Here is a 20,061-nt window from a genome sequence, read left to right as displayed (position 1 = left end):
GGCGCCTCTTCCCTCGCAAAGGTGTCCCAATGACTACCCCCGTCCTGTTGCGCACCGTCGATGACGACGGCATCGCCACCCTGACCCTGAATCGTCCAGAAAAGCTGAACGCCCTCAGCTACGCCCTGGTCGACGCCCTGCTGAAGGCGTTGGAGGAGATGGAGGGCGACGACGCGGTCCGCGCTGTCATCCTGACGGGTGCCGGCGATCGCGCCTTCTCCGCCGGCGGGGACATTCCAGAGTTTGCCGGCAGCGTGCGCCTGGGCGCGGCGGTGGCGGTGCGTGACTTCGTGCGCCGGGGCCAGGCCCTGACCAGCCGTATAGAGGCCTACTCCAAACCCATCATTGTCGCCGTCAACGGCCTGGCCTATGGCGGCGGGTGCGAGATCACGGAGGCGGCGCCCCTGGCGGTGGCCAGCGACCGCGCCCTGTTCGCCAAGCCGGAGATCAAACTGGCGATGCCGCCCACCTTCGGCGGCACCCAGCGACTGCCGCGTCTGGCGGGGCGCAAGCGGGCGCTGGACCTGCTGCTGACCGGCGACAGCTTCTCCGCTGAACGGGCGCTGGACTTGGGGCTGGTCAACCGGGTGGTGCCGCATGATCAACTCATGCCCGCCGCCCGGGACCTCGCCCACCGCATCATCCGTCATGCGCCCGGTGCGGTTGCCGCTATCCTGGCCGCTGTGACACGCGGTGTGAATATGCCCATCGCGGAAGGCCTGGCGGCCGAAAGCGCCGCCTTCGCCGCCCTGGTCCCCGGCCACGATCTGGAGGAAGGGCTGGACGCCTGGATCTCCCGCCGTCCCGCCATTTACACCGGCACCTGATTACACGATCGGGGATGCGGCCAGCTCCGCCTTGATCCAGGCGCGGAAGGCCGACACCTCCGGCCGGTTGCGGCCGGCCCGGCTGGTGATGAGCCAGTAGCCGGTGCGGATGGGCCTGGGCGGGCCCAGCACGGCCACCAGGCGGCCGGTGGCCAAGTCGGTGTCCACTAGGGGCAGGCGGCCCATGGCCACGCCCAGGCCGCTGGCCGCTGCCTCCAGCGCCATGTGCACGGTGTCGAACCGCGCGCCGCCGGTCAGGGCGCTGATATCCATCCCGGTCGGCACCGCCCAGGCTGCCCACTCCTCCGTCACGCTGTCGACATGCAGCAGGGGCACCGAGTTAAGGTCGGCTGGGGCGGTTACGCGTGCCGCCAGGGTGGGGGCGCAGACCGGTATCAATGCCTCCCGCACCAGGCAGGCGGCGTACAAGTCTGCACCCTCGTCGGGTCGCCAGTCGTCCTGGCGCATGCGAATGGCCACGTCCACGCCGTCGCGCGGCAGGTCCGCCGGGCGCTGGCTCGTGTCCAGGGTCAGGGTGATGTCCGGGTGCTGGTCGCGGAAGCGGGGCAGGCGTGGCACCAGCCAGCGCAGGCCGAAGGTGGGCGCCACGCTGACCGCCAGCCGGCCGCTGCGCGCGCGGCCTGGCAAGGCGGACGTAGCGACGGCCAGCCGTTCCAGCATGCCGCGCACCTCGGGCAAATAGGCTGCGCCCGCCGGTGTCAAGGCCAGGCTGCGGTGCCCCCGTGTGAACAGCGGCGTGCCCAGCCAATCCTCCAGCGTCTGCAGGGCATGGCTGACGGCGCTGGGGGTCAGGTTCAATTCCTCCGCCGCCTGCTTGAAGCTGAGATGGCGGCCCGCCGCCTCGAAAGGGCGCAGGGTACTCAGCGGTGGCAGGTGGTAGGGCATGGCGGCGGCTCATCCATTTTCGGATGAGGATAGTTCATCCGTGGGGCGGCACGCCACCGCCCCCGCGGATTCCCTTCCGGCTTAATCGCCCTTCAGGCGCTCCATCTGGGCGCCGCAGGCGTTCAGCTTGTCCTCGATGCGCTCATAGCCGCGATCCAGGTGATAGATGCGGTTGACCGTCGTTTCGCCCTGGGCGGCCAGCCCGGCCAGCACCAGCGAGACCGAAGCGCGCAGGTCCGTCGCCATCACCGGCGCGCCGGTCAGGCGCGGCACGCCGCGCACCAGGGCGGACGAGCCATGGACCGTGATGTTGGCGCCCATGCGCGCCAGTTCCGGCACATGCATGAAGCGGTTCTCGAAGATGGTTTCGGTGATCATCGAGGCGCCCTTGGCCGTGCACATCAGCGCCATCATCTGCGCCTGCAGGTCGGTGGGGAAGCCGGGGAAGGGTTCCGTCATCACGTCCACGCCCAGCACCTCGCCATTGGCGCGGCGCACCCTGAAGCCGGTGTCGGTGGGGGTGAAGACCACCTCCGCCCCCGTCAGGGCCGTGGCCACGGCCTGGATGTGCTCCAGCTCGCCCCCCACCAGTTCCAGGTCACCACCGGTGATGGCGGCCGCCATGACATAGGTGCCGGTCTCGATGCGGTCGGACACGATGCGATGGCGGGCGCCGTGCAGCGACGGCTTGCCCACGATGTGCAGGCGGTCGGTGCCGATGCCGCTGATTTCGGCGCCCATGGCCACCAGGCAGTGGGCCAGGTCGGTGATCTCCGGCTCACGCGCGGCGTTGATCAGGACGGTCTCGCCCGTGGCCAGGCAGGCGGCCATCAGCAGGTTCTCGGTGGCGCCCACCGACACCTGGGGGAAGACGAACTCCGCCCCCCGCAGCCCCTCGGGGGCGGAGGCGTGGATATAGCCGGCCTCAAGCTCGATTCTGGCGCCCATGGCCTGCAGCCCCTTGATGTGCAGGTCGACGGGGCGGGTGCCGATGGCGCAGCCGCCCGGCAGCGACACCTTGGCCTGGCCGAAGCGGGCCACCAGGGGCCCCAGCACCAGCACGCTGGCGCGCATCTTGCGCACCAGGTCGTAAGGCGCCTCGGTCGAGGTGATGGTGGCCGCGGTCAGGTTCACCGCCCGCTGGGCGCAGGAGGTGGCGCCCCCCTCGTACACCATGTCCACACCGTGCTGAGCCAGCAGGTTGGCCATGGTGGTGATGTCGGCCAGGTGGGGCAGATTGTCCAGCGTCAGCGTCCCCTCGGTCAGGAGACAGGCGGCCATCAGCGGCAGGGCCGCGTTCTTGGCGCCGCTGATGCGGATGCTGCCGTTCAGCGGCGCGCCGCCGCGTATGCGTAACTTGTCCATGGGGAAAGGGCCGATCGGTTCGAACGTGCCGGTCTTGAGCCCTGTCTTGGGGGCCGTGCCGGCTGAAAGGGTGATGGCGGAGGGGTATGGCGGAATTGGGGCGGCGGCGGTCCGCCGCCTGGAAATCAATGTGGGTCGCGACTCACAGGCGCGGCAGGGTCACGCCGCGCTGGCCCATGTATTTGCCCGAGCGATCAGCGTAGGACGTCTCGCAGATGGTGTCGCCCTTCAGGAACAGGAACTGACATAGGCCCTCATTGGCGTAGACCTTGGCGGGCAGCGGCGTGGTGTTGCTGATCTCAAGCGTCACGTGGCCCTCCCACTCCGGCTCCAGCGGCGTGACGTTCACGATCAGGCCGCAGCGGGCGTAGGTGCTCTTGCCCAGGCAGATCACCAGCACGTCGCGGGGCACCCGGAAATATTCCACCGTGCGCGCCAGCGCGAAGCTGTTGGGCGGGATGACGCAGACGTCGGTCTTGCGGTCCACGAAGCTGGCGTCGTCGAACCGCTTGGGGTCGACGATGGCGCTGTCGACGTTGGTGAAAATCTTGAACTCGTCCGCCACCCGTGCGTCATAGCCGTAGGAAGACAGGCCGTAAGAGATGACGCCCTCGCGCTTCTGCGCCTCAACGAACGGTTCGATCATGCCCCGGTTCTGCGCCATGTCGCGGATCCAGGTGTCGGGCATGATGGCCATGGGCGTCGCTCCTGCGGTCGGGGGTCGATGGGATATGCACTAACGGTGCGCTTTCCCTTCTTAGACCCTCCCCGTCCGCCGCTCAAGGTGACTCTGACGTCTTGGCTGGTGGGTATATGCACCAGGAATGGGCGCGGGGCTGCGGCCGTACCCACCACATCTTGGGGGTCACTCGGTCTCGGCCACCGGGACGTCGGTGGCGTCCTCCCGCTCGCGCGACTGCACCTTGCGGCGGCGCAGGTTTTCGCGCAGGGCGGCGGCCAGGCGTTCCTCCCGGGTCATGGTCTTGTCGGCGCCGGGTTTCGCGGGCGGCTTGTCGGTCATGGGGCGGTGTTACTCCTAAGGGGCCGGGCTGGAGGTGAATGCCCTGGCCTTTGCCCTATCGCGGGGTCCCGAAAATAGGCGCAGAATGGCGGCGCGCCAAGGGTTTCGACCCCGTGGACCGTCAGGGCCTGGAACCTGCCGATCAAAAATCTTTCATTTTCTTCGCTCAAAAGGCTTGCATCCCCTCCGCCCCTGTGGCAATTACCCCGCCCACCGGACGGGCGCTGCCGTAGCTCAGTGGTAGAGCACTCCCTTGGTAAGGGAGAGGTCGAGAGTTCAATCCTCTCTGGCAGCACCATCCGAACCCTCCTTAAAATCAGATACTTAAGTCTGCGTCGCCCGTCGGGGCGAAGGTGCGGCCAATCGTCGTTTCCCATGAACAATCATGGAACGGTACCGGTATCCTGGTGGAAAATCCTTATACCGGTTGAGTCCCTGGCCATGGCGCTGAGACTTCACATCGGTGCCATAATCGCTTCCGACACTTCGGACGTTCCCCGGCGGTCCCTGCCGCTTTCCCGAGCCTTCATCAGCCCGGAGACATCCATGCCCGATCTCGCCGCCCTGCGCGCTCTGCCCGCCGACAAGCGTAAGGAGGCTGGCAAGGCCCTGCGCGACGCCGCCCCCCGTTCCGGCAACGCGGCCCTGCCGCCGCTGAAGGGCCGGGGCGATCCTGTCGCGCTGCTGGTGGCGACCTCCGCCACGCGCATCCAGTCGCTGCTGCCCGTGCGCTGGGCCCGTATGGTGGCCAGCCCCTTCACCTTCCTGCGGGGGGCGGCGGCGGTCATGGCCCGCGACCTGGCCCAGGTGCCAGTCAGCGGCATTCGCGTCCAGGCCTCCGGCGACTGTCATCTGATGAACTTCGGCATCTACGCCAGCCCCGAAAGCCGACCCGTCTTCGACCTCAACGATTTTGACGAGACGCTGTCGGCGCCCTTCGAATGGGATGTGAAGCGGCTCGCCGCTTCCCTGGTCCTGGCGGCGCGGGACGCGGGGCATACACCTGGTGCCGCCAAGGACATGGCGCGCGCCGCCGTCACCGCCTACCGCCTGCGCATGGGGGAACTGGCGGGGCTGGATCCCCTGACGGCTTGGTCCAGCCGGGTGGATATCACCGCCATGGTCCAGGGCATCAACGATGAGGCCACGCGCGCCAAGGAGATGGATCTGTTGGCCAAGGCGGCCGCCACCCCGTCCGCCGGCGACGACTTTCCCCGCCTGGCCCAGGGCGACGGAAGCCAGGCCCGCATCCGTGACGCCCCACCGTTGATCTATCATTTTGACGAAGGGACGGACCGCCAGGGCCAAGCGGCCCTGCGCGCCCGCGCGTTGTTCACCCGTTACCGGGACACCTTGCCCGAGGAACGCCGTTTCCTCATCGATCGTTATCAGTTGGCTGACGTGGCCTTCAAGGTCGTAGGCGTAGGCTCCGTCGGCACCTTCTGCGCCATCGGGCTGTTCGTCGACCCTGACGGACACCCCTTGTTCCTGCAGGTGAAGGAGGCGACCACGTCGATGCTGGCGCCTTATGCCGGCGCGTCGCCTTACGCCAACCAGGGCCAGCGGGTGGTGGTGGGCCAACGGACTCTGCAGACGGTCAGCGACGGTTTCCTGGGGTGGGCGGCCGATGAGGCCGGACGTCATTTCTATATCCGCCAGTTGAAGGACCGGCGGCTGGCGTCGGCCAGCACGCTGATGGAGGACGATCGGCTGGATTTCTACGCCACCCTGTGCGGCGCCACGCTGGCGCGCGCCCACGCCCGTTCCGGTGACGCGGCGTTGATCGCGGGCTATCTCGGCAACTCTGGGACCTTCGACGACGCGGTGGCGGACTTCGCCGCCGGCTATGCCGAGATCAGCGCCGCCGACCATGGGGCATTGAAACAGGCCGTGGCCGATGGCCGGCTGGAGGTGGCGGATCTGCCGCGCAAGGCCAAGGGGAAAAAGGCGGGATGACCGGCGCCCGTCGCTTCCAATTCGGCAACCGTCGCGTTTTTGCCCCGATTCGCCTTTTCCGTGCGGCAAAGCTGGGCAGAGGGTGCGTCAATTTGCCTGACCGAGCGGTCAGAAAACAGTCACAAAACCTGACCATTTGATCAAGTTCTGGGCGAATTCGCCGCTGCGAAGCGCAAAGGACATACTGCAACCGACCTTTTCTCCCAACGCCTTGAAACTGCAACACTCTGATGTTAGTGCAGATGCACAAACATTGGTTGGCGACCTCTTGGGAAGCAGGGCGCCGGTAGGAAAAGATCGGGGGATTCTCATGACGACTTTCACGCCGGGCGGCGTCGCCGCCCGCGAACGCTTGCGCCTGCGCCGCATCCTGCTGGCGGGTGCCGCCCTCAACGTGATGGTGTGCGGGGCCGCCATGGCGCAGGAGGCCTCGTCGGCCGGCGACGTGGAAACCATCCTCATCACCGGCGGCCGCCCCGTGAGCGCCACCGGCCAGATCACGATGCAGGAGGCGCCGAAGTCCGCCTCGGTCGTCACGCAGAAGTTCATCCAGGACCAGCCCGCGGCGGCCAACCCCTTCCAGCTGATCAACTTGGCGCCGGGCGTGAACTCCAACGGCCGTGACGCCACCGGCACCGGCCGTGGCGCCATCTCCGTCCGCGGCTTCCAATCCAACCAGATCGGTCTGATCCTGGACGGCGTGCCGGTCAACGACAGCGGCACCTTCAACGTCTACCCGCAGGAATACATCGACGCCGAGAACCTGTCCCAGGTCTACATCATGCAGGGTGCCGGCGATGCCGACACGCCCAACGTGGGTGAGACGGGCGGCAACATTGGCATGGTCATCCAGAAGCCGTCCGACGAGTTCCATGTGACGCTGCAGCAGGCGCTGGGCGACAACAGCCTGCGCCGCGAGTTCGTGCGCGTGGACACGGGCGACATCGGCTTCCGCACCAAGGCCTTCATCTCCTACTCCAACGCCGCGGTGGACGTGTGGCGTGGCGAGGGCACGACCAAGCGCCAGCATGTCGACGCCTCCATCGCGCACGACATCGGCGACAGCAGCCGCATCGCGCTCAGCGCCTTCTACAACACGGCCGAAACCTATTCGTACCAGGCGCTGACCAAGGCGCAGATCGCCCAGTACGGCTATGACTTCAACTTCGCCACCCTCTTCGCCCCCACCGCCCCGGCGGCGACCGGCACGGTGCAGAACGACAACAACGGCCCGCTGCTGACTCAGCGCTCCAACTACTACAAGCTGGCGACCAACCCGTTCGAAAACCTGGTGGTGTCGGTGAAGGGCAACTTCGCCCTGACCGACAACCTGCGCCTCGATGTCCAGCCCTATCTCTGGTACGGCTTCGGCGGCGGCGGCACCGCCGGCTATTTCTCCGAAACCAACGCGGCGCAGTTCGGCGTTCCGGGCCAGGCGTTCAAGGGCATCGACCTGAACGGCGACCACGACACGCTGGACAACAAGCTGTTCTACAACCTCTTCGCCCAGCAGCAGATGCGCCCGGGCTTCGTCACCCGTGGCAAGTGGACCTATGGCCACAATGAGCTGGTGGTGGGCTTCCAGTACGAAACTGGCAAGCTGCGCGAATGGAAGCCGCTGTTGTCGGTTGACCCCAATGGCAATCCCGTCAGCCTGTGGCCCGACCTCTACAACGAGCATGTGTTCCGCGCCGACGGCAGCGTCGTCCGTACCCAGGACCAGAAGACGACGACGGAAGTGGTGCGCCCCTTCGTGGTCGACACCCTGAACCTGTTCGATGACAAGCTGGCGCTCAGCGTCGGCCTGCAGCATTCGCAGATCAACCGCGGCGGCATCAACTATCTGCCGCTCAGCCTGCGCACCGCGAACGCCAACGCCATCGCGCCGACCCATCCGGAACTGGACCAGGGCAAATTCGTGCCCAGCGCGGGTGCGGTCTACCATATCGACGACAGCAACCAGATCTTCGCGTCGGCCACGCAGACCTTCCGCGCCACCGACAATTCCGCCCTGTACACGCCGGGCGTGAACCTCTCCACCATCCAGCCGGAAACCACCGTGGATCTGGAGGCGGGCTACCGCTACGCCGGTGAATGGTTCATCAGCTCCGTCACCGTCTTCAACACCAACTACTCCAACCGCCAGCAGTCGCTGTTCGACGTCACGGCCAACACCACGGTGTCGAAGAACATCGGCGGCGTCATCATCAAAGGCCTGGAGGCCGAGGTCGGCACCAAGCCCATCGACGGCTTCTCCGCCTATATGTCCACCGCCTATACCCAGAGCCACCTGAAGAACGACCTGTACGTCGGTCTGGCCAACGGCTCGACGGTGCCCTTGCCCACGGCGGGCAAGCAGCTGACGGATACGCCGGAATGGCTGGTTTCCGGTCTGCTGCGGTATGAGCGGGACAGCTACTTCGCCCAGATCCAGGGCAAGTACACGGCCCACCGCTTCAGCACCCTGACCAATGATGAAGAGGTGCCGTCCTTCTACACCTTCGACGTCGCGGCCGGGTACACCCTGCCGGAAGCGCTGACCGGCCGGTTCGCGACCAAGCTGGTGCTGTCGGTTACCAACCTGTTCGACAAGCGCTACCTGGGCGGCATCAATTTCGGCAACAACGCCCAGCCCTACAATGGCGTCGCGGCCAACCTGCCCAGCTATCAGCCGGCGCCGCCGCGCTTCATCTCCGCCAAGATGACGGTCACCTACTGATCGTGGACGCATAAGTCTGGAAGGGGCACCGGTGGCGACGCCGGTGCCCTTTTCCTTTCAGGGCGCGGCATAGCGGTGGTGCAGCTCCGCCGCCATTTCCCCCATGTGGGCGCGCAATGCCGGCGGGCCCAGGACCTCCACCGTCAGGCCCAGGCCCAGCAACTGGCGGGCCGTCCATTCCACCGCCTCCAGGGGAATGTCGGCCTCGGCCCAGCCCTCGGCGTCGACCGGCCGCAGGGTGGCGGTGATGCGTTCGTTGAAGGCCGGACCCAAATTGCGCAGGGATTTCAGGCCGGCCGCTGTGGCCTTCACCCGGGCGGTGCCGGTGTAAAGACCGGCCTCGAAGCTTTGCAGCGATTCCTGCCAATGGACCGGCAGGTTGAAATCCGCCGGCCGGGGGAAGCGCCGGTCCAGCACGGTGTGGGCCAGGATGTTGGAAACGCGGTAGGTGCGCGGGCCGCTGGCCGGCTTGCCGGCCTCCGCCTGCGCCGTCTCCACGTGGGACTGGGCCACCAGGTACCAGACGCCCCCTTTCAGGACCAGACCCAGCGGTTCCACCGTGCGCTCCACGATACCGGCCCAGCGTTCATAGCGCATGCGGATGACCTGCTCGTTCCACACTGCCCGGGCGATGTCGGGCAGGATGTCGACCTTGCCCGGTTCCTGGAACCAGCCCACCGGGTCCAGGTGGATGCGGGCGTTCAGGCGCGAGGCCGTCTGGCGCCCCTGTTCGGGCAGGGCCGCCAGCAGCTTCAGCTGTGCAGCGGCCAGGGTGTCGCCCAGGCCCAGTTCCGCCGCCGGTCCCGGCAGGCCGGCCAGGAACAGGCTCTCCGCCTCCTGCGCCGTCATGCCGGTCAGACGGGTGCGATATCCATCCAGCAGCTGGAATCCCCCGGCGCGTCCCCGATCGCCGTAGACGGGGACGCCGGCGGCACTCAGGTCGTCGATGTCCCGATAGATGGTGCGGACAGTGACTTCAAGCTCATCGGCCAAGGCCTGGGCGGTCTGGCGACCCCGGGTCTGAAGCAGCATGAGCAGGGAAAGAAGACGGCTGGCGCGCATGAATTTCAAACTAGCAGATTATACCTGACAAAGGATGTCAGGTTTAGTCCGGTAAAGTGCATTCACCGGACAAAACGCCCGGTTTTCCCATCGCGGAGGACCGTTTCCCATGCACGCCACCAGCACCCATACGCCCACCCGCCGCGCCGCCCTGTTGGGCGCCGGTCTCATGGCCTTCGCCGCCGTCCCGGCTCAGGCGGAGCACTTGCCCGCTGTCGACCGTCGCCCGACCGATCCGGACCAGCCCGATCTGCTCACGGGCGGCCCGGGGGCTGGCGACTTCGACTTCCTGGCCGGACGCTGGTCGGTGCTGAGCCGCCGGCGGCTGAATCGCTGGATGGGCGATGACCGCTGGGACGAGGTGCCGGCCAGCGCCCACGGCCAAGTCATGCTGGGCGGCTTGGCTTGCCTGGATGAGTTGGAGCTGCCGGCCCTGGCGGACCAGCCCAGCGCCGCCGTCACCTTCCGCCTGTACGACCCTGCGGCCCGGCATTGGGCATTCCACCGGGTGGACGGGCGCACCGGCACCTTGCGGGGCCCCCTGACCGGGCGTTTCACAGGCGGCCTTTTCGCCGGCCGGCGGGGAGACTTTCGCGGCCAGGATTTCGATCCGCTGTTGGGTCGGCCGGTACAAGCGCGGGTGATCTGGTCGCGCATCACCACCACCTCCGCCCTATGGGAGCAGGCGTGGTCGGCCGACGAGGGCCGCAGCTGGGAAACCAACTGGACCTTGGCCTTCACCCGCGCTTGAAGGGCGCGCTTGAAGGGGCTTGACCTAAACTTCACTTGAGGTTTTAGCGTGACCAACAGCTCAAACGACAAGAACAAGGAAAACCACCATGAGACTGCAGACCGCCGTATTGCTGGCCCTGACCCTATTGGTCGGCGCCGGCGTGGCCGACCGGGCGCTGGCCTGGCCGCCCGACCTGATGCCGGCCGACGCCTTGCCCCTGAAGGTGGCGCTGCGGGCGGAGGCGCCGGCGCCTAAGGCCAAAGTTTCGCCGGCGACAGGCCCTGCCGCCTGCTGCGCTGTCCTGGAACTGCGTCAGTACACCCTGAAGCCCGGCCAGCGGGACGTGTTGATCGACCTGTTCGACCGCTATTTCCTGACAGGGCAGGAGGCGGTGGGTGTGCGCGTGGTGGGCCAGTTCCGCGACCTGGACGACCCCGACCGCTTCGTCTGGCTGCGGGGTTTCCCTGACATGCCGGCGCGTGCCGCCGGCTTGGCGGCCTTCTATGGCGGACCCGTATGGCAGGCGCACCGTGAAGCCGCGAACGGCACCATGCTGGACTCCGACAACGTCCTGCTGCTGCGGCCGGCAAGCGCGGCTTCAGGCTTCGCCGATGCCGCGCCGGCGCCGCCACCGGTGACACCCAGCCCCGCGCCCCTGCCGCCCGTGCCGGCGCCTCCCGGCGCGCCGCCCGCAGGGCACGGCATGTTGGTCGCCACCTTCTATTACCCCTTCCCGGCCCACGACGCCGCCGCGGCATTGGATTTGGCCGATGCCTTCGCGCGTGACGGGGCGCCGGCTTTGGCGGCGGCCGGCGGTCCCATTCTGGCGGCCTTCGTCACCAATCCTGAACCTAACAATTTTCCCCGTCTGCCGGTGCGGGAGGGGGAAGCGGTCTTCGTCACCTTCCAGGCATTCGCTGACACGGCGGCCTACGACCGCTATCGCGCCCATGTCGCGACGCCCTGGTGGCGCGGGCATGTGCTGAAAGGCGCGCCGGAGGTCCGCCGTTTAGCCCCGACTTCCGGATCCCGGTGGCAAGGGCCCTTCTGACCAATGTCTAGGGCTGACCAATGTCTAGGGCCCCGGGCCGCCTTTTAGGGGCCTTGGCCTCGGGCCCCGGCTTTCGGACAGTGGCGGGACCAAGTCCTTGCCGGGAGGCCAAGATGGAACAGTCCACAGTTCAGTCCGTGTCATCCCCCGCGACCGCGCCCGTTACGACCGAGCTGCGCCGCCGCCGTTGGCTGAAACCCATGTTGGTGGGAGCCGGCATCCTGGGCGCGGGGCTGCTGCTCAGCGCGTGCGCCACCCAGCCGCCGCCCATGGCGGGCCGTGAATTGCCCGGCTTCCTTTACGGCTTGCTGCACGGATTGATCGCGCCTTTCAGTTTCCTCTACAGCTTGATTTCCGATACGCGGGTCTACGCCTATCCCAACCCCGGCCGCTGGTACGATTTCGGCTTCCTACTGGGCGTCAGCGCCTGGGGCAGCGGCGGCACCACCGTGGTGCGCCGCTGAGATCCCGTCCGGCCGCCTCAGGGCGGCGCCATTCCGACGGGGGGAGTGGCGAGGTGGCGGGGTGGTAGGGCGCGAATGGGAATGTCCGCCGCTGGCGAGGGCGCTGGGCTGAAGGGCGGCACCAGGGCCAGGCCTCGTTCCAGCGTCCATAGCGCCGCCTCGCGGCTATCGCCCGCTTCCTCGGCCAAGCCAGCCCGGGCCAGCACGTCCGCCTGTTTCAGCAGGCTTGCCGCCGCCTCCATGCGCACGCGCAAGGTGGCGGCCGGGCGCAGGTCCGCTTCCCTTACCTGGCTGTGGGCCTCCAGCGTCACTTCCAGCCGGCCCATGCCCTCCAGCGCCTGCTCCAGCGCGGGCGCCGCCGTTTCCAACAACTCGTCACGGGCCGCCACACCGTGCCCCTGATCCAGCCGCCGGCTGGCCAAGCGGACGCTGAGCGCCGCATGCGCCACATGGCGCGCCAGGGTCGGAATTTGGGCCGCCAAGGGCGGCAGGGCCGAGCTACGCGCGGGCAGGGCGGCGGCGATGGGAACAGGCGACGCGAGTGACGCGGACGACATGGGGGCAGGCTCCGTTTTTGACTGTCAGAAGGAACCCCGGGGCGGTGGCAGCCAATCGGCGCCTGCCCTCCCCGGGGGGGGGCGACCCACCCGGGGAGGGGCAGGGGGCGGGTCGCCATCGCCGGGCGGCGCCGATGGGGTAAGCGCCGGCCGGTAAGGATTATCCTGCCGGGAGAAAAATGCCCCGTCAACAAAAATAAGAGAAAGATACCCTGGCCTGAGAATGTTCTCCGGTCTGTTCCATCGGTGGCGCATCGGCCGCCGCTTGACCACTTCCCATCAAAATGAGAACGTATAGGGAACATATGGCAGGCACGCCAGAAGGCGTTCCATGCCTTGCGGCGCACGTTAACCGGGAGTTTCGGTCGAAGATTTATCGAGGACATAAGGATCTGCAAGGCTTGGTGCTTGGGCCGTCCCATTGGGGCAGGCCTGACCGGGCCGGTGCTTGGGAACGGCATCCCGGAATAGGATCGGGGCCATTGCGGGATAGAGGAGTGGAATGTCCGGTCGCGTGTCGCAGCGGCGTTTGCCCCTGGCTGGGGAGGTTTATCCCGGCACGCCTGAGGCGCCGCCCCTTGGGCGGCGCCTGCGGGTCTTCGTGGGCGGCGTGCCGGTCGTGGCGTTGGTCAGCGATGCCTGGCCGTGGACTCTGTTGTCGCTGACCCGGCACCGGCAGGTGGACATGGTGCCGTCCTTGCACCAGGTGGCCGGAGGCGCGGCCATCGCCGCCGACGCTTGGGTCGCATTGGAGACAGCCACAGTCCCGAGTGGCCTGCGCGTGCGCCTCTATCTGGTGGATGCCCTGCCGGCCGATCCCGCGGCGATGGCAGAGATGAAAGACGGCCCCGCCGACATGTTGCTCAACCGCGACCTGGCCGCCTGCCTGGGATGGGCGTCATGCTGATGGCTGATGAGAGGGCCGGTGTCGGCGACGCCTCAGCGCCGGGCGATCTCGCGCTCGATTTTCAGCTTTTCCAGGTCCAGCTGGAACAGGCGCACCAACTGGGCGGCCAAGTCCAGGTCGCCCTGGCGATAGGCCGCCCGCACCTTGTCCAGCACGGCGTCCAGCACCGCATGTTCCGGCAACGGCGGCGGTTCCTGCCCGGCATAGGGGATAGGGGGCGGAGTGGCGAGATGACCAGCCTCGTCGCCCGAGTCGCTGCCCAACCGGTTCTCGCCGATCAAATCCTCGATTCGGCAGCCCAGGCCGCGCGCGATCTTGTAGATGGTGTCGGCGCGGGGCGAGGCGGACTTGCCGTACATGATGCCCTTGATGGTGCCTTCGTTCAGGCCGGCCGCCCGTTCGAACTCCGCATAGCCCAGGTTCAGCGCCGACAGGCGGCGACCCAGCCGCTCAGCCAGGGGGCTGGGCGCGGAGGCGTTCTGGATGACTTTGGCGGCGGTGGTCATGTGGGGAAATTTACCCTGAGGCGGAGGCGGCGTCGCGGGAGAATTATGCCCTAGAAAACGGGAGAAATTTACCCTATCCTTGGCTTTATGACCAGGGGCTAATCATCCCTTTTCATAGAAATCCAGATTGATCAAGGAAAGGCAGACTGGTTGCAGATTGCGTCAACAAATTCGCGTGCGAGAAAATATTGATCTATTTCCAGTAAGTTATCAAGAATCTCCAGGTTTCCGACCCGAGTTCGGCATCGGGTTGCGCAAGGGACAGCTGCCCGGCCGGTTCCGGGGAAGGCCAGGGCATGCCCGGCCGGACGAAGGGGACGTCCATCATCGCACCTCGGGTCTTTGTGCCGGAGAAATTTATGTCCGAATTCGAGGTCGGCGGCCGATACATCGTGTTTCGGACCTGGAAGGCTGACCAGAATGCTTGGACCTCGAAGGACGGGAAGTCATCCATCCTGTTTCGAAACTTAAACATGATAGCGTATCAGAAGGCCCAATTCTGTCGTATCGATTTGCCAGTTGAAGCTGAGGACGAGGAAGTTTAAATGCGGGGTGAATGCAATCCATTACCCAACGATTAAGGGCCCTATATGTCTGACGTGATCCAATTTTTCCTCAAGATGGCCGCTGGCTTCGACGAGAGGGCTGTTGAGCCCCCGTATCTCGTTCAATTTGGTATCGAGCGAGCAAGACTTTCTGACGCTCGCAAAAAGGCTGAAGGACTAGTCACCCAGCTGTATAAGCATCGGAATTTCAAGAATGGTTCCCATGCAGCTCAATTCTCGATCGCGGATGCAGTCCTGGCCAATGGGCACACGGACCAACGTATTCAGCAGATGCTCGCCCTGCTGATTGTCCACCTCGCCACGGACTCCCAGCAGAAGCTGGACACCATCGCTGCTGGGGCCGACAAAGTTGGGTACGTCATGTCGCTGTCTGACGATTCTCTGCGGGCCATGGAGCAGACCGACGGAACGGACGAAGATTTTGAGAGTGTCGCCAGTGGAATGCTGGCTGAGGGTAACTCGCCCTTCAAATTCAAATTTGTCGCTCTGTCGTCAGCCATTTCGTGATTGGCGAGCCGCTGTCCCACGGTGCCTTCAGATTGTACAGGGGCGGTTATCCCCTGACAGTCGCCCCGTCTGGTGAGGTTATCAGGCGGCGGGTTTGAGGTTTGCTTCGGGCGCCTCCTTCTGTGGCTTGGGGATACCGTCTCAGAAGGCCTGGAGGGGGTGCGTCCCTTCATGGCGCGCCCCTGGTGGGGCGCTTGGTATTGTAGACGACCAGGTATTGGTCGAGCACGCCCTGCATCTCTTCGATGGTATCGAACCAGGTGCGGCGGCCTCGACCGCGGAAGAGTTCGCCCAGCAGCGTGCGGTGTAGGCGCTCGACGATGCCGCAGTTCCTGGGCCAGCCGCAGGGAGCCGTGGCCGGGATGGGCCAGGGCGTGATCTGGTACCGCCGTTTCCACCTCCGCCGACACGCGGTTGGGATGGGGGCCGCGCGGGCCGGGCAGACGGTCGGTCAGGCCGTCCGCCCCAAAGGTCCGATAGTTCCGCGCATCTCGTAGAACTGCTGTCGGCTGTAGCCCATCACTTTGCAGGCTTTGCTGACATTGCCGAGGTCGGACGCAAGTTCAAGCAGGCTCAGCTTACGGCGTGCTACCTTCTGTGCCGTGGTCATGTCGCTCTCCGGTCTCTGGGTTGATGTTGCTAGTAACTCCATCAAACCCCACCAGAGATAGCATGGCCACACCGGCCCCCGCGGTGGCCGGTTTGGCCGGGACTGTTAGGTCAATACCCTCTCAGCACAAACTGATCATCAGCACCGGCGCTTATGCCGTGCCGCCTGGCACACGTTCGAGATCGCCAGAGATTTCATTAATAAACTCACTCAGAATCCTTTCGCGCCCTTCTGCCTGTCGATTGCGGCCTTGTCCTTCTTGATTTTGGCCTCAACGGTCGGATTGATGAATTCAATCCGCGACATGTGCATATCCAGATAATAGAGCGACAATCTAAGGGTGCCCTGAGGAAAACTCCAGTCACACTGCCTATTGTTAAAAATTAGACCGTATCCGCCATACGTATTTACGTATTCGTCCCGATTTGGCTTGCCATACTTTCCTTCCATCATGTTTCTAATCGTTTCAAATTTTACAATGCTAAATCCGACATCGATGGAGGCTAATTTACCGTCATAATAATCATAATTAATGCGATCTATTTCAACGTCGCCAATTTTATATGATCCGAGAGAGCTTCTTGGATCTACGGCTTCCCGTTTCTCGGGGCATGCCAGGTAGCCGGATACTACTTCGTCGTGGCAGCCTCTGATCCCGTAAGGGTCTTTGTTTCGCCAATCGGGAAATGACAACTCAATCGGCTCTCCCAGCGTATGGCCTCGGAATTCGAAGGTCTTGGCCTGGGCACCGTGGACAAGCGCCAGGCCTGCGGCAAGGATTCCGATCCGGAGCACATTCTGAGCTGACATGGTTGTCCTGAATTTCATCGCGGAATCGAGATAGGCGCCGCCGGGCATACAGCAGGCTGCCTCCTCAAGTGGGGTATTGTCGATCAACGGCTTCAGGTGAGCGAAGCCGTCAGTGCCCTTCAGCCTGGCGGTTTCCAGCGGCTTCGGCGGCCTTCTGGCACATGTAGAAGCCGTCCTTGGTGGTGCCGTAGTAGCGTGAGCCCTGGAGGTGATAGACACCGGAGTTGGGGTTTACCCAAACCACAGGCGACTTGCAGACCTTGGCGGCGGCGGCCGGGTCGGAATAGTGCTTGCCTTCAGCGGCTAGGGCAGCTGGGCTGACTAGAAGAGTGGTCATCAGAATGGCGGCAACGAGACGGCGCATTCGGGGAGCCCTTGCAGCTGGAAACTATCGCCTAAGCTTATAGATTGCGCGTTATGCGAGCAAGCTGCTGCGGCATGTGGGTAAAGATGTCGGCTTTGTCGCAGGGCAACGGTATCCTAGCAATGCCGCTAAGAACGTAGTGTGAACATCACGATTTGGTGTGGTATGCTCCGTTGCAATAACAAGATGGGGGCTCTGATCACTTCTTGATGGAGGATGCTCATGCCTGGTGAACCGATAGAGTTCGTTGGCCCCTATAGAGAAGCCCCCACGCTCCGCGAGCGTGAAGACATTCAGCGATTCATTGATGAGACAGGCCAACCAGAGGCTTGGCCCAAGCTGGCCAAGGGAAAGCCCGACTTAGCGCTGCGATGGGAGATCGTTCTTCAATTTGCGGTCAGGGCAGAGGTACGTCCTGAAGGGAAGCTCATTCCTTGCTGCCTTTGCGATGATAAGCCCAAGTTCCTTGAAGGGGCGTACATATGGGGAGTCGATGACGGTTCCCTTCGGTGCGTGGGGTGGTGTTGCGCTGGCAATCATTTTGGCGGTGTCCGGATGAGGCAGATGCAGCGCACCTTCCGCAATGCCCAGCGCTACGACCAGGCGGCGTTCTGGTTGATGGAGGCGGTCATGCCGGTGGCAGAAGAACTAGTTGCGGACCTGAAAGCCCTGGAACCGGCGGTAAAGCACCTCACACGGGAGCGGCAGGTGTTGCATCGGCTGCCGACGACTGAGGGGCTGCTGAAGAGGGCCTGTGAGCAGAACAATGGTCGGCTGACGGTGGAAGTCGAAGCTACAGGTGGAATGGTCCCGAGGCTTGGGCTTGCAGGATCGGGCGGTACCAGCAACTTCACGACTGTGGTTGTTGGTCAGCTAAGAGGACAGGAATTCGTCCGGGGGACGAAGGGCTGGCGCCAGCGGTGGGAACAGCTCCTCAAGTGCGCAGAGTCGCTCATTTATTCCGATCCCCTTATTGTTTGCACTTGGAGCCGAAAGGAAGTGATGGACCTTTCCCGGCAGGCGGCGCAGCTGATCCGGGAGGCCCCGAAGTTCTGGGCAGACCTGAAAAATGCGACTGATTTTCTCTCCCAGGAGAACGCTGAGGAGATTCAACGCTGGTCCCGACATCCGGACATGCCGCACCGCCTTCGAGTTCAGATTGATGGTGGGCGGGTACTTGGCCTGTACGCAAATGGGGAGGGCCTCATTAAGCTAGACCTGCGTTGCCCGTCCATGCCCACGCTGTCCGGCAAGTGGGAGCAGCTTCGGGATACGACGAAGGTGGCTGCCTGAGGTTCTACGAGACGGTGAATTTCAGCGGAAGGCCGATATGGACGAGCAGGCTGGGTATCGGGTGCGGCGCCGAAAGCATATGACGGCGGAGGAGCAGCAGACCGCTGCGGCTGCGCGAAAGGCCAGTGGATGGCCTTTGCGGTTGGACATGCCGCCTACCCGTGCTGCGGGGGACAAAGCGTTCCATGACGGCATTGCGCGAGTAGACTGTCCGCTGGAACGTGGCGGCGGCCGATCTGAATGGCTAAGAGGATGGGACGATGCGGCGGAGGCCCGCATGAAGTGGGAGTATGAGGCCTATCGTTAGATGAGGAAGCTCAATGTGCAGAAAAGTGCGAGTAGACTCTGAATTCATCTAATTTTCCTATTATGTAGTCGTAAAATCGGAAGAAGTTAAGACATCGGCTCTAACCGTATGGGCCTAAATGAGGGATTTTTACGATGACGAGTTCATTATTTTCTCTCGGACAAATTCCTAAGAACACACGCCTATCTGCGGGATGCGGAGGTTTGCAGAAAATTCATCCTGAGTTTTCCATAAGGATTGCTGCCGTATATTCTATATGGAACGAAATAGAAGTATTTTTAGTAGTTGCTTATACGGCTTTATGTGGTGGAGACTTGGAGGTGTCAGGTTCAAAATACAAGAAGCTTCCAAATGTTTCTGCGAAGAGAAAAGCAATAGAAGATATCTCCAGAAGTATTCTCACGGACAGTGATTTGGATGAGGCTTTATATATCACAAAGAGAATGGAGGAGATTGGCCGAGAGCGTAATAGATTCGCGCACAGCGTCCTAGCCACGAGTGATGATTCGCCTAATAGGATTTTCCTTCTGGATCCGGATAAGTACTCCGCATTATGCTATAGCCACGAGAACGCAGTAATTAAGGGGTTGTCACTGGATGATGCTCACTTGGTTATATATGAAAAATCGGAGACTTATGATCTTGATTCTATGGTCAGATTTACATTTGAAATGGAGGAACTAAAGGGCCGAATTATTAAATTTGGCGTGAATATGAAGCATCGGCATTATACTAACAATCCTCACCCTAATGTGCGGATAATTTAATATATTATGGGGTTTATGTTTGGCCATCAAGACTAAAAACCTGTTAGGCCAAGTCTTGACTTGATGGCCGCTACAGCAGCATTGGCAATCTTCCCCTGACCGAGATGGCCGCTCCGGGGTGTCTCGGGGACAAATAGCGAGCCCTGGCAGCGATTTCTCCTGAGTCCCCACATGCGAGCCGCGCGGAGGCACACGACGACGCGTTCACCCTTCACAGCTTGAGGGAAGAGCACCTGCTGGGCCCAATCGATGGCCATTCGGCTGGATGGCAAGGCCGCGAGCGTCTGCCGATCTGGAGCCTTCTTGGAATGGTAGGCGCCGATGTCAAGGAACGCCACATGGTGACGTAACATCATGGGATCGCCAAGGCGGGCTGTGCGGGCTTTCCACCATTTCCAGGCACCGCCAATTTCGCCGTTCAACGGTAGGGGCTGATTGCCCTGTCTCATTAGGTGGTACCGGTGTTGTCCCGCTTCAGTTGCTGCTTCTTCGACATCGTCCTCTTCTAAGCCGGGTAACAGGGTAAGGAAGACCACCGGAGCGGTTCTGAGCGGACCAATGAAGGGGAGTGGCAGACACCTGAGGTCGAGCCCGTCTAACTCCTCCGGGGCAGGGTGTTGTTGATTCCAGTTTTGGTTCCCTTCATCAAGGCGGGCCAGAACGGGAGCATCGGCGGGATGGATGCGGTTGCTGGGGCCTACATTGGCCCAGAAGTCGAATAGCCCATCGTATTCCATGTTGGACCTCTGTAGCCCCAGCTTCT

General features: G+C 63.7%; 20 protein-coding genes, 1 tRNA gene and 1 pseudogene. 11 read left to right on the top strand and 11 right to left on the bottom strand.

Translation table 11 applies throughout. The features are described 5' to 3' along the window. The first annotated feature begins 29 nt into the window (after positions 1 to 29). On the top strand, positions 30 to 827 hold the full coding sequence (locus FBZ88_RS11000) for a crotonase/enoyl-CoA hydratase family protein (RefSeq protein ID WP_145616838.1): 798 nt from the start codon (positions 30 to 32) through the stop codon (positions 825 to 827). On the opposite strand, the gene gcvA is transcribed toward FBZ88_RS11000, so the two are convergent. From gcvA to FBZ88_RS30175, 4 genes are all read right to left on the bottom strand, one after another. Then, entirely contained in the window at positions 828 to 1,733 is a 906-nt protein-coding gene (gene gcvA, locus FBZ88_RS10995; RefSeq protein WP_145616836.1) for a transcriptional regulator GcvA, read from the bottom strand. Positions 1,734 to 1,814: 81 nt separating this feature from the next. Continuing rightward, on the bottom strand, positions 1,815 to 3,098 hold the full coding sequence (murA, locus tag FBZ88_RS10990) for a UDP-N-acetylglucosamine 1-carboxyvinyltransferase (protein WP_145616835.1): 1,284 nt from the start codon (positions 3,096 to 3,098) through the stop codon (positions 1,815 to 1,817). A gap of 142 nt (positions 3,099 to 3,240) precedes the next feature. Next, positions 3,241 to 3,795 carry a dCTP deaminase gene (gene dcd / locus FBZ88_RS10985; RefSeq protein ID WP_088873773.1) on the bottom strand — a complete coding sequence of 185 codons (555 nt, stop codon included), beginning with the start codon at positions 3,793 to 3,795 and terminating at the stop codon, positions 3,241 to 3,243. Positions 3,796 to 3,963: 168 nt separating this feature from the next. Further along, positions 3,964 to 4,119, bottom strand: coding sequence for a hypothetical protein (locus tag FBZ88_RS30175; protein WP_186464329.1), 156 nt, complete (start codon positions 4,117 to 4,119; stop codon positions 3,964 to 3,966). Positions 4,120 to 4,342: 223 nt separating this feature from the next. Between FBZ88_RS30175 and FBZ88_RS10980 the strand changes: the two genes are divergently transcribed. The 3 genes from FBZ88_RS10980 (at position 4,343) to FBZ88_RS10970 (ending at position 8,794) form a co-directional block, all read left to right on the top strand. After that, positions 4,343 to 4,417: transfer RNA gene (locus FBZ88_RS10980), tRNA-Thr, on the top strand. A gap of 248 nt (positions 4,418 to 4,665) precedes the next feature. Then, complete coding sequence (locus tag FBZ88_RS10975; protein WP_145616834.1) at positions 4,666 to 6,075, top strand: DUF2252 domain-containing protein; 1,410 nt, start codon at positions 4,666 to 4,668, stop codon at positions 6,073 to 6,075. Between the two features lie 310 nt (positions 6,076 to 6,385). Then, complete coding sequence (locus FBZ88_RS10970) at positions 6,386 to 8,794, top strand: TonB-dependent receptor (RefSeq protein ID WP_145616833.1); 2,409 nt, start codon at positions 6,386 to 6,388, stop codon at positions 8,792 to 8,794. Positions 8,795 to 8,851: 57 nt separating this feature from the next. On the opposite strand, the gene FBZ88_RS10965 is transcribed toward FBZ88_RS10970, so the two are convergent. Next, a complete protein-coding gene (locus tag FBZ88_RS10965) occupies positions 8,852 to 9,856 on the bottom strand; it encodes a helix-turn-helix transcriptional regulator (RefSeq protein ID WP_145616832.1) in 1,005 nt (334 codons plus the stop codon). A gap of 109 nt (positions 9,857 to 9,965) precedes the next feature. Here FBZ88_RS10965 and FBZ88_RS10960 point away from each other — a divergent pair, with 109 nt between their 5' ends. The 3 genes from FBZ88_RS10960 to FBZ88_RS10950 all read left to right on the top strand — a co-directional run bounded on the left by FBZ88_RS10960 (position 9,966) and on the right by FBZ88_RS10950 (position 12,104). After that, positions 9,966 to 10,607: a hypothetical protein gene (locus FBZ88_RS10960; protein ID WP_145616831.1), complete on the top strand. Its 642-nt coding sequence runs from the start codon at positions 9,966 to 9,968 to the stop codon at positions 10,605 to 10,607. Between the two features lie 88 nt (positions 10,608 to 10,695). Continuing rightward, positions 10,696 to 11,640, top strand: coding sequence for an NIPSNAP family protein (locus FBZ88_RS10955; protein ID WP_145616830.1), 945 nt, complete (start codon positions 10,696 to 10,698; stop codon positions 11,638 to 11,640). Between the two features lie 113 nt (positions 11,641 to 11,753). Further along, positions 11,754 to 12,104: a hypothetical protein gene (locus FBZ88_RS10950; protein ID WP_211102611.1), complete on the top strand. Its 351-nt coding sequence runs from the start codon at positions 11,754 to 11,756 to the stop codon at positions 12,102 to 12,104. A 17-nt stretch (positions 12,105 to 12,121) separates the two neighbouring features. Here the strand turns inward: FBZ88_RS10950 and FBZ88_RS10945 are convergent, their stop codons facing one another. After that, positions 12,122 to 12,661, bottom strand: coding sequence for a hypothetical protein (locus FBZ88_RS10945; RefSeq protein WP_145616828.1), 540 nt, complete (start codon positions 12,659 to 12,661; stop codon positions 12,122 to 12,124). A 502-nt stretch (positions 12,662 to 13,163) separates the two neighbouring features. On the opposite strand from FBZ88_RS10945, the gene FBZ88_RS10940 reads away from it, so the two are divergent. Next, on the top strand, positions 13,164 to 13,568 hold the full coding sequence (locus FBZ88_RS10940) for a hypothetical protein (RefSeq protein WP_145616827.1): 405 nt from the start codon (positions 13,164 to 13,166) through the stop codon (positions 13,566 to 13,568). Between the two features lie 32 nt (positions 13,569 to 13,600). Here FBZ88_RS10940 and FBZ88_RS10935 read toward each other — a convergent pair whose 3' ends face one another. After that, positions 13,601 to 14,074 carry a helix-turn-helix domain-containing protein gene (locus tag FBZ88_RS10935; RefSeq protein ID WP_145616826.1) on the bottom strand — a complete coding sequence of 158 codons (474 nt, stop codon included), beginning with the start codon at positions 14,072 to 14,074 and terminating at the stop codon, positions 13,601 to 13,603. A 590-nt stretch (positions 14,075 to 14,664) separates the two neighbouring features. Between FBZ88_RS10935 and FBZ88_RS10930 the strand changes: the two genes are divergently transcribed. Continuing rightward, positions 14,665 to 15,147, top strand: coding sequence for a hypothetical protein (locus tag FBZ88_RS10930; protein ID WP_145616825.1), 483 nt, complete (start codon positions 14,665 to 14,667; stop codon positions 15,145 to 15,147). 326 nt (positions 15,148 to 15,473) lie between these two features. Here FBZ88_RS10930 and FBZ88_RS31560 read toward each other — a convergent pair. The 3 genes and pseudogenes from FBZ88_RS31560 to FBZ88_RS10915 all read right to left on the bottom strand — a co-directional run. Continuing rightward, positions 15,474 to 15,757, bottom strand: a pseudogene (locus tag FBZ88_RS31560) (helix-turn-helix domain-containing protein); the annotation flags it as partial. A 210-nt stretch (positions 15,758 to 15,967) separates the two neighbouring features. Next, a complete protein-coding gene (locus tag FBZ88_RS10920) occupies positions 15,968 to 16,654 on the bottom strand; it encodes a hypothetical protein (protein ID WP_145616824.1) in 687 nt (228 codons plus the stop codon). A gap of 22 nt (positions 16,655 to 16,676) precedes the next feature. Beyond that, positions 16,677 to 16,931 carry a hypothetical protein gene (locus tag FBZ88_RS10915; RefSeq protein ID WP_088873764.1) on the bottom strand — a complete coding sequence of 85 codons (255 nt, stop codon included), beginning with the start codon at positions 16,929 to 16,931 and terminating at the stop codon, positions 16,677 to 16,679. A gap of 564 nt (positions 16,932 to 17,495) precedes the next feature. On the opposite strand from FBZ88_RS10915, the gene FBZ88_RS10910 reads away from it, so the two are divergent. Together FBZ88_RS10910 and FBZ88_RS10905 are read left to right on the top strand one after the other, a co-directional pair. Further along, on the top strand, positions 17,496 to 18,224 hold the full coding sequence (locus FBZ88_RS10910) for a hypothetical protein (protein ID WP_145616823.1): 729 nt from the start codon (positions 17,496 to 17,498) through the stop codon (positions 18,222 to 18,224). 441 nt (positions 18,225 to 18,665) lie between these two features. Continuing rightward, on the top strand, positions 18,666 to 19,298 hold the full coding sequence (locus FBZ88_RS10905; protein WP_145616821.1) for a hypothetical protein: 633 nt from the start codon (positions 18,666 to 18,668) through the stop codon (positions 19,296 to 19,298). A 32-nt stretch (positions 19,299 to 19,330) separates the two neighbouring features. Here the strand turns inward: FBZ88_RS10905 and FBZ88_RS10900 are convergent, their stop codons facing one another. Then, on the bottom strand, positions 19,331 to 20,035 hold the full coding sequence (locus tag FBZ88_RS10900) for a hypothetical protein (protein WP_145616820.1): 705 nt from the start codon (positions 20,033 to 20,035) through the stop codon (positions 19,331 to 19,333). Positions 20,036 to 20,061: the final 26 nt, after the last annotated feature.

Origin of the sequence: Nitrospirillum bahiense, from assembly GCF_007828025.1 — a bacterium.
In the GTDB taxonomy this organism is placed as follows: Bacteria; Pseudomonadota; Alphaproteobacteria; order Azospirillales; family Azospirillaceae; genus Nitrospirillum; species Nitrospirillum amazonense.
The sequence above is the reverse complement of the archived record's forward strand: the minus strand, read 5'-3'. Positions and strand labels throughout refer to the sequence as shown.

Bases quoted from the DNA above. Each gene is read 5' to 3' on its own strand.
- FBZ88_RS11000 (WP_145616838.1), top strand. From the start codon at position 30: ATGACTACCCCCGTCCTGTTGCGCACCGTCGATGACGACGGCATCGCC.
- gcvA (WP_145616836.1), bottom strand. From the start codon at position 1,733: ATGCCCTACCACCTGCCACCGCTGAGTACCCTGCGCCCTTTCGAGGCG.
- murA (WP_145616835.1), bottom strand. From the start codon at position 3,098: ATGGACAAGTTACGCATACGCGGCGGCGCGCCGCTGAACGGCAGCATC.
- dcd (WP_088873773.1), bottom strand. From the start codon at position 3,795: ATGGCCATCATGCCCGACACCTGGATCCGCGACATGGCGCAGAACCGG.
- FBZ88_RS30175 (WP_186464329.1), bottom strand. From the start codon at position 4,119: ATGACCGACAAGCCGCCCGCGAAACCCGGCGCCGACAAGACCATGACC.
- FBZ88_RS10975 (WP_145616834.1), top strand. From the start codon at position 4,666: ATGCCCGATCTCGCCGCCCTGCGCGCTCTGCCCGCCGACAAGCGTAAG.
- FBZ88_RS10970 (WP_145616833.1), top strand. From the start codon at position 6,386: ATGACGACTTTCACGCCGGGCGGCGTCGCCGCCCGCGAACGCTTGCGC.
- FBZ88_RS10965 (WP_145616832.1), bottom strand. From the start codon at position 9,856: ATGCGCGCCAGCCGTCTTCTTTCCCTGCTCATGCTGCTTCAGACCCGG.
- FBZ88_RS10960 (WP_145616831.1), top strand. From the start codon at position 9,966: ATGCACGCCACCAGCACCCATACGCCCACCCGCCGCGCCGCCCTGTTG.
- FBZ88_RS10955 (WP_145616830.1), top strand. From the start codon at position 10,696: ATGAGACTGCAGACCGCCGTATTGCTGGCCCTGACCCTATTGGTCGGC.
- FBZ88_RS10950 (WP_211102611.1), top strand. From the start codon at position 11,754: ATGGAACAGTCCACAGTTCAGTCCGTGTCATCCCCCGCGACCGCGCCC.
- FBZ88_RS10945 (WP_145616828.1), bottom strand. From the start codon at position 12,661: ATGTCGTCCGCGTCACTCGCGTCGCCTGTTCCCATCGCCGCCGCCCTG.
- FBZ88_RS10940 (WP_145616827.1), top strand. From the start codon at position 13,164: ATGTCCGGTCGCGTGTCGCAGCGGCGTTTGCCCCTGGCTGGGGAGGTT.
- FBZ88_RS10935 (WP_145616826.1), bottom strand. From the start codon at position 14,074: ATGACCACCGCCGCCAAAGTCATCCAGAACGCCTCCGCGCCCAGCCCC.
- FBZ88_RS10930 (WP_145616825.1), top strand. From the start codon at position 14,665: ATGTCTGACGTGATCCAATTTTTCCTCAAGATGGCCGCTGGCTTCGAC.
- FBZ88_RS10915 (WP_088873764.1), bottom strand. From the start codon at position 16,931: ATGCGCCGTCTCGTTGCCGCCATTCTGATGACCACTCTTCTAGTCAGC.
- FBZ88_RS10910 (WP_145616823.1), top strand. From the start codon at position 17,496: ATGCAGCGCACCTTCCGCAATGCCCAGCGCTACGACCAGGCGGCGTTC.
- FBZ88_RS10905 (WP_145616821.1), top strand. From the start codon at position 18,666: ATGACGAGTTCATTATTTTCTCTCGGACAAATTCCTAAGAACACACGC.
- FBZ88_RS10900 (WP_145616820.1), bottom strand. From the start codon at position 20,035: ATGGAATACGATGGGCTATTCGACTTCTGGGCCAATGTAGGCCCCAGC.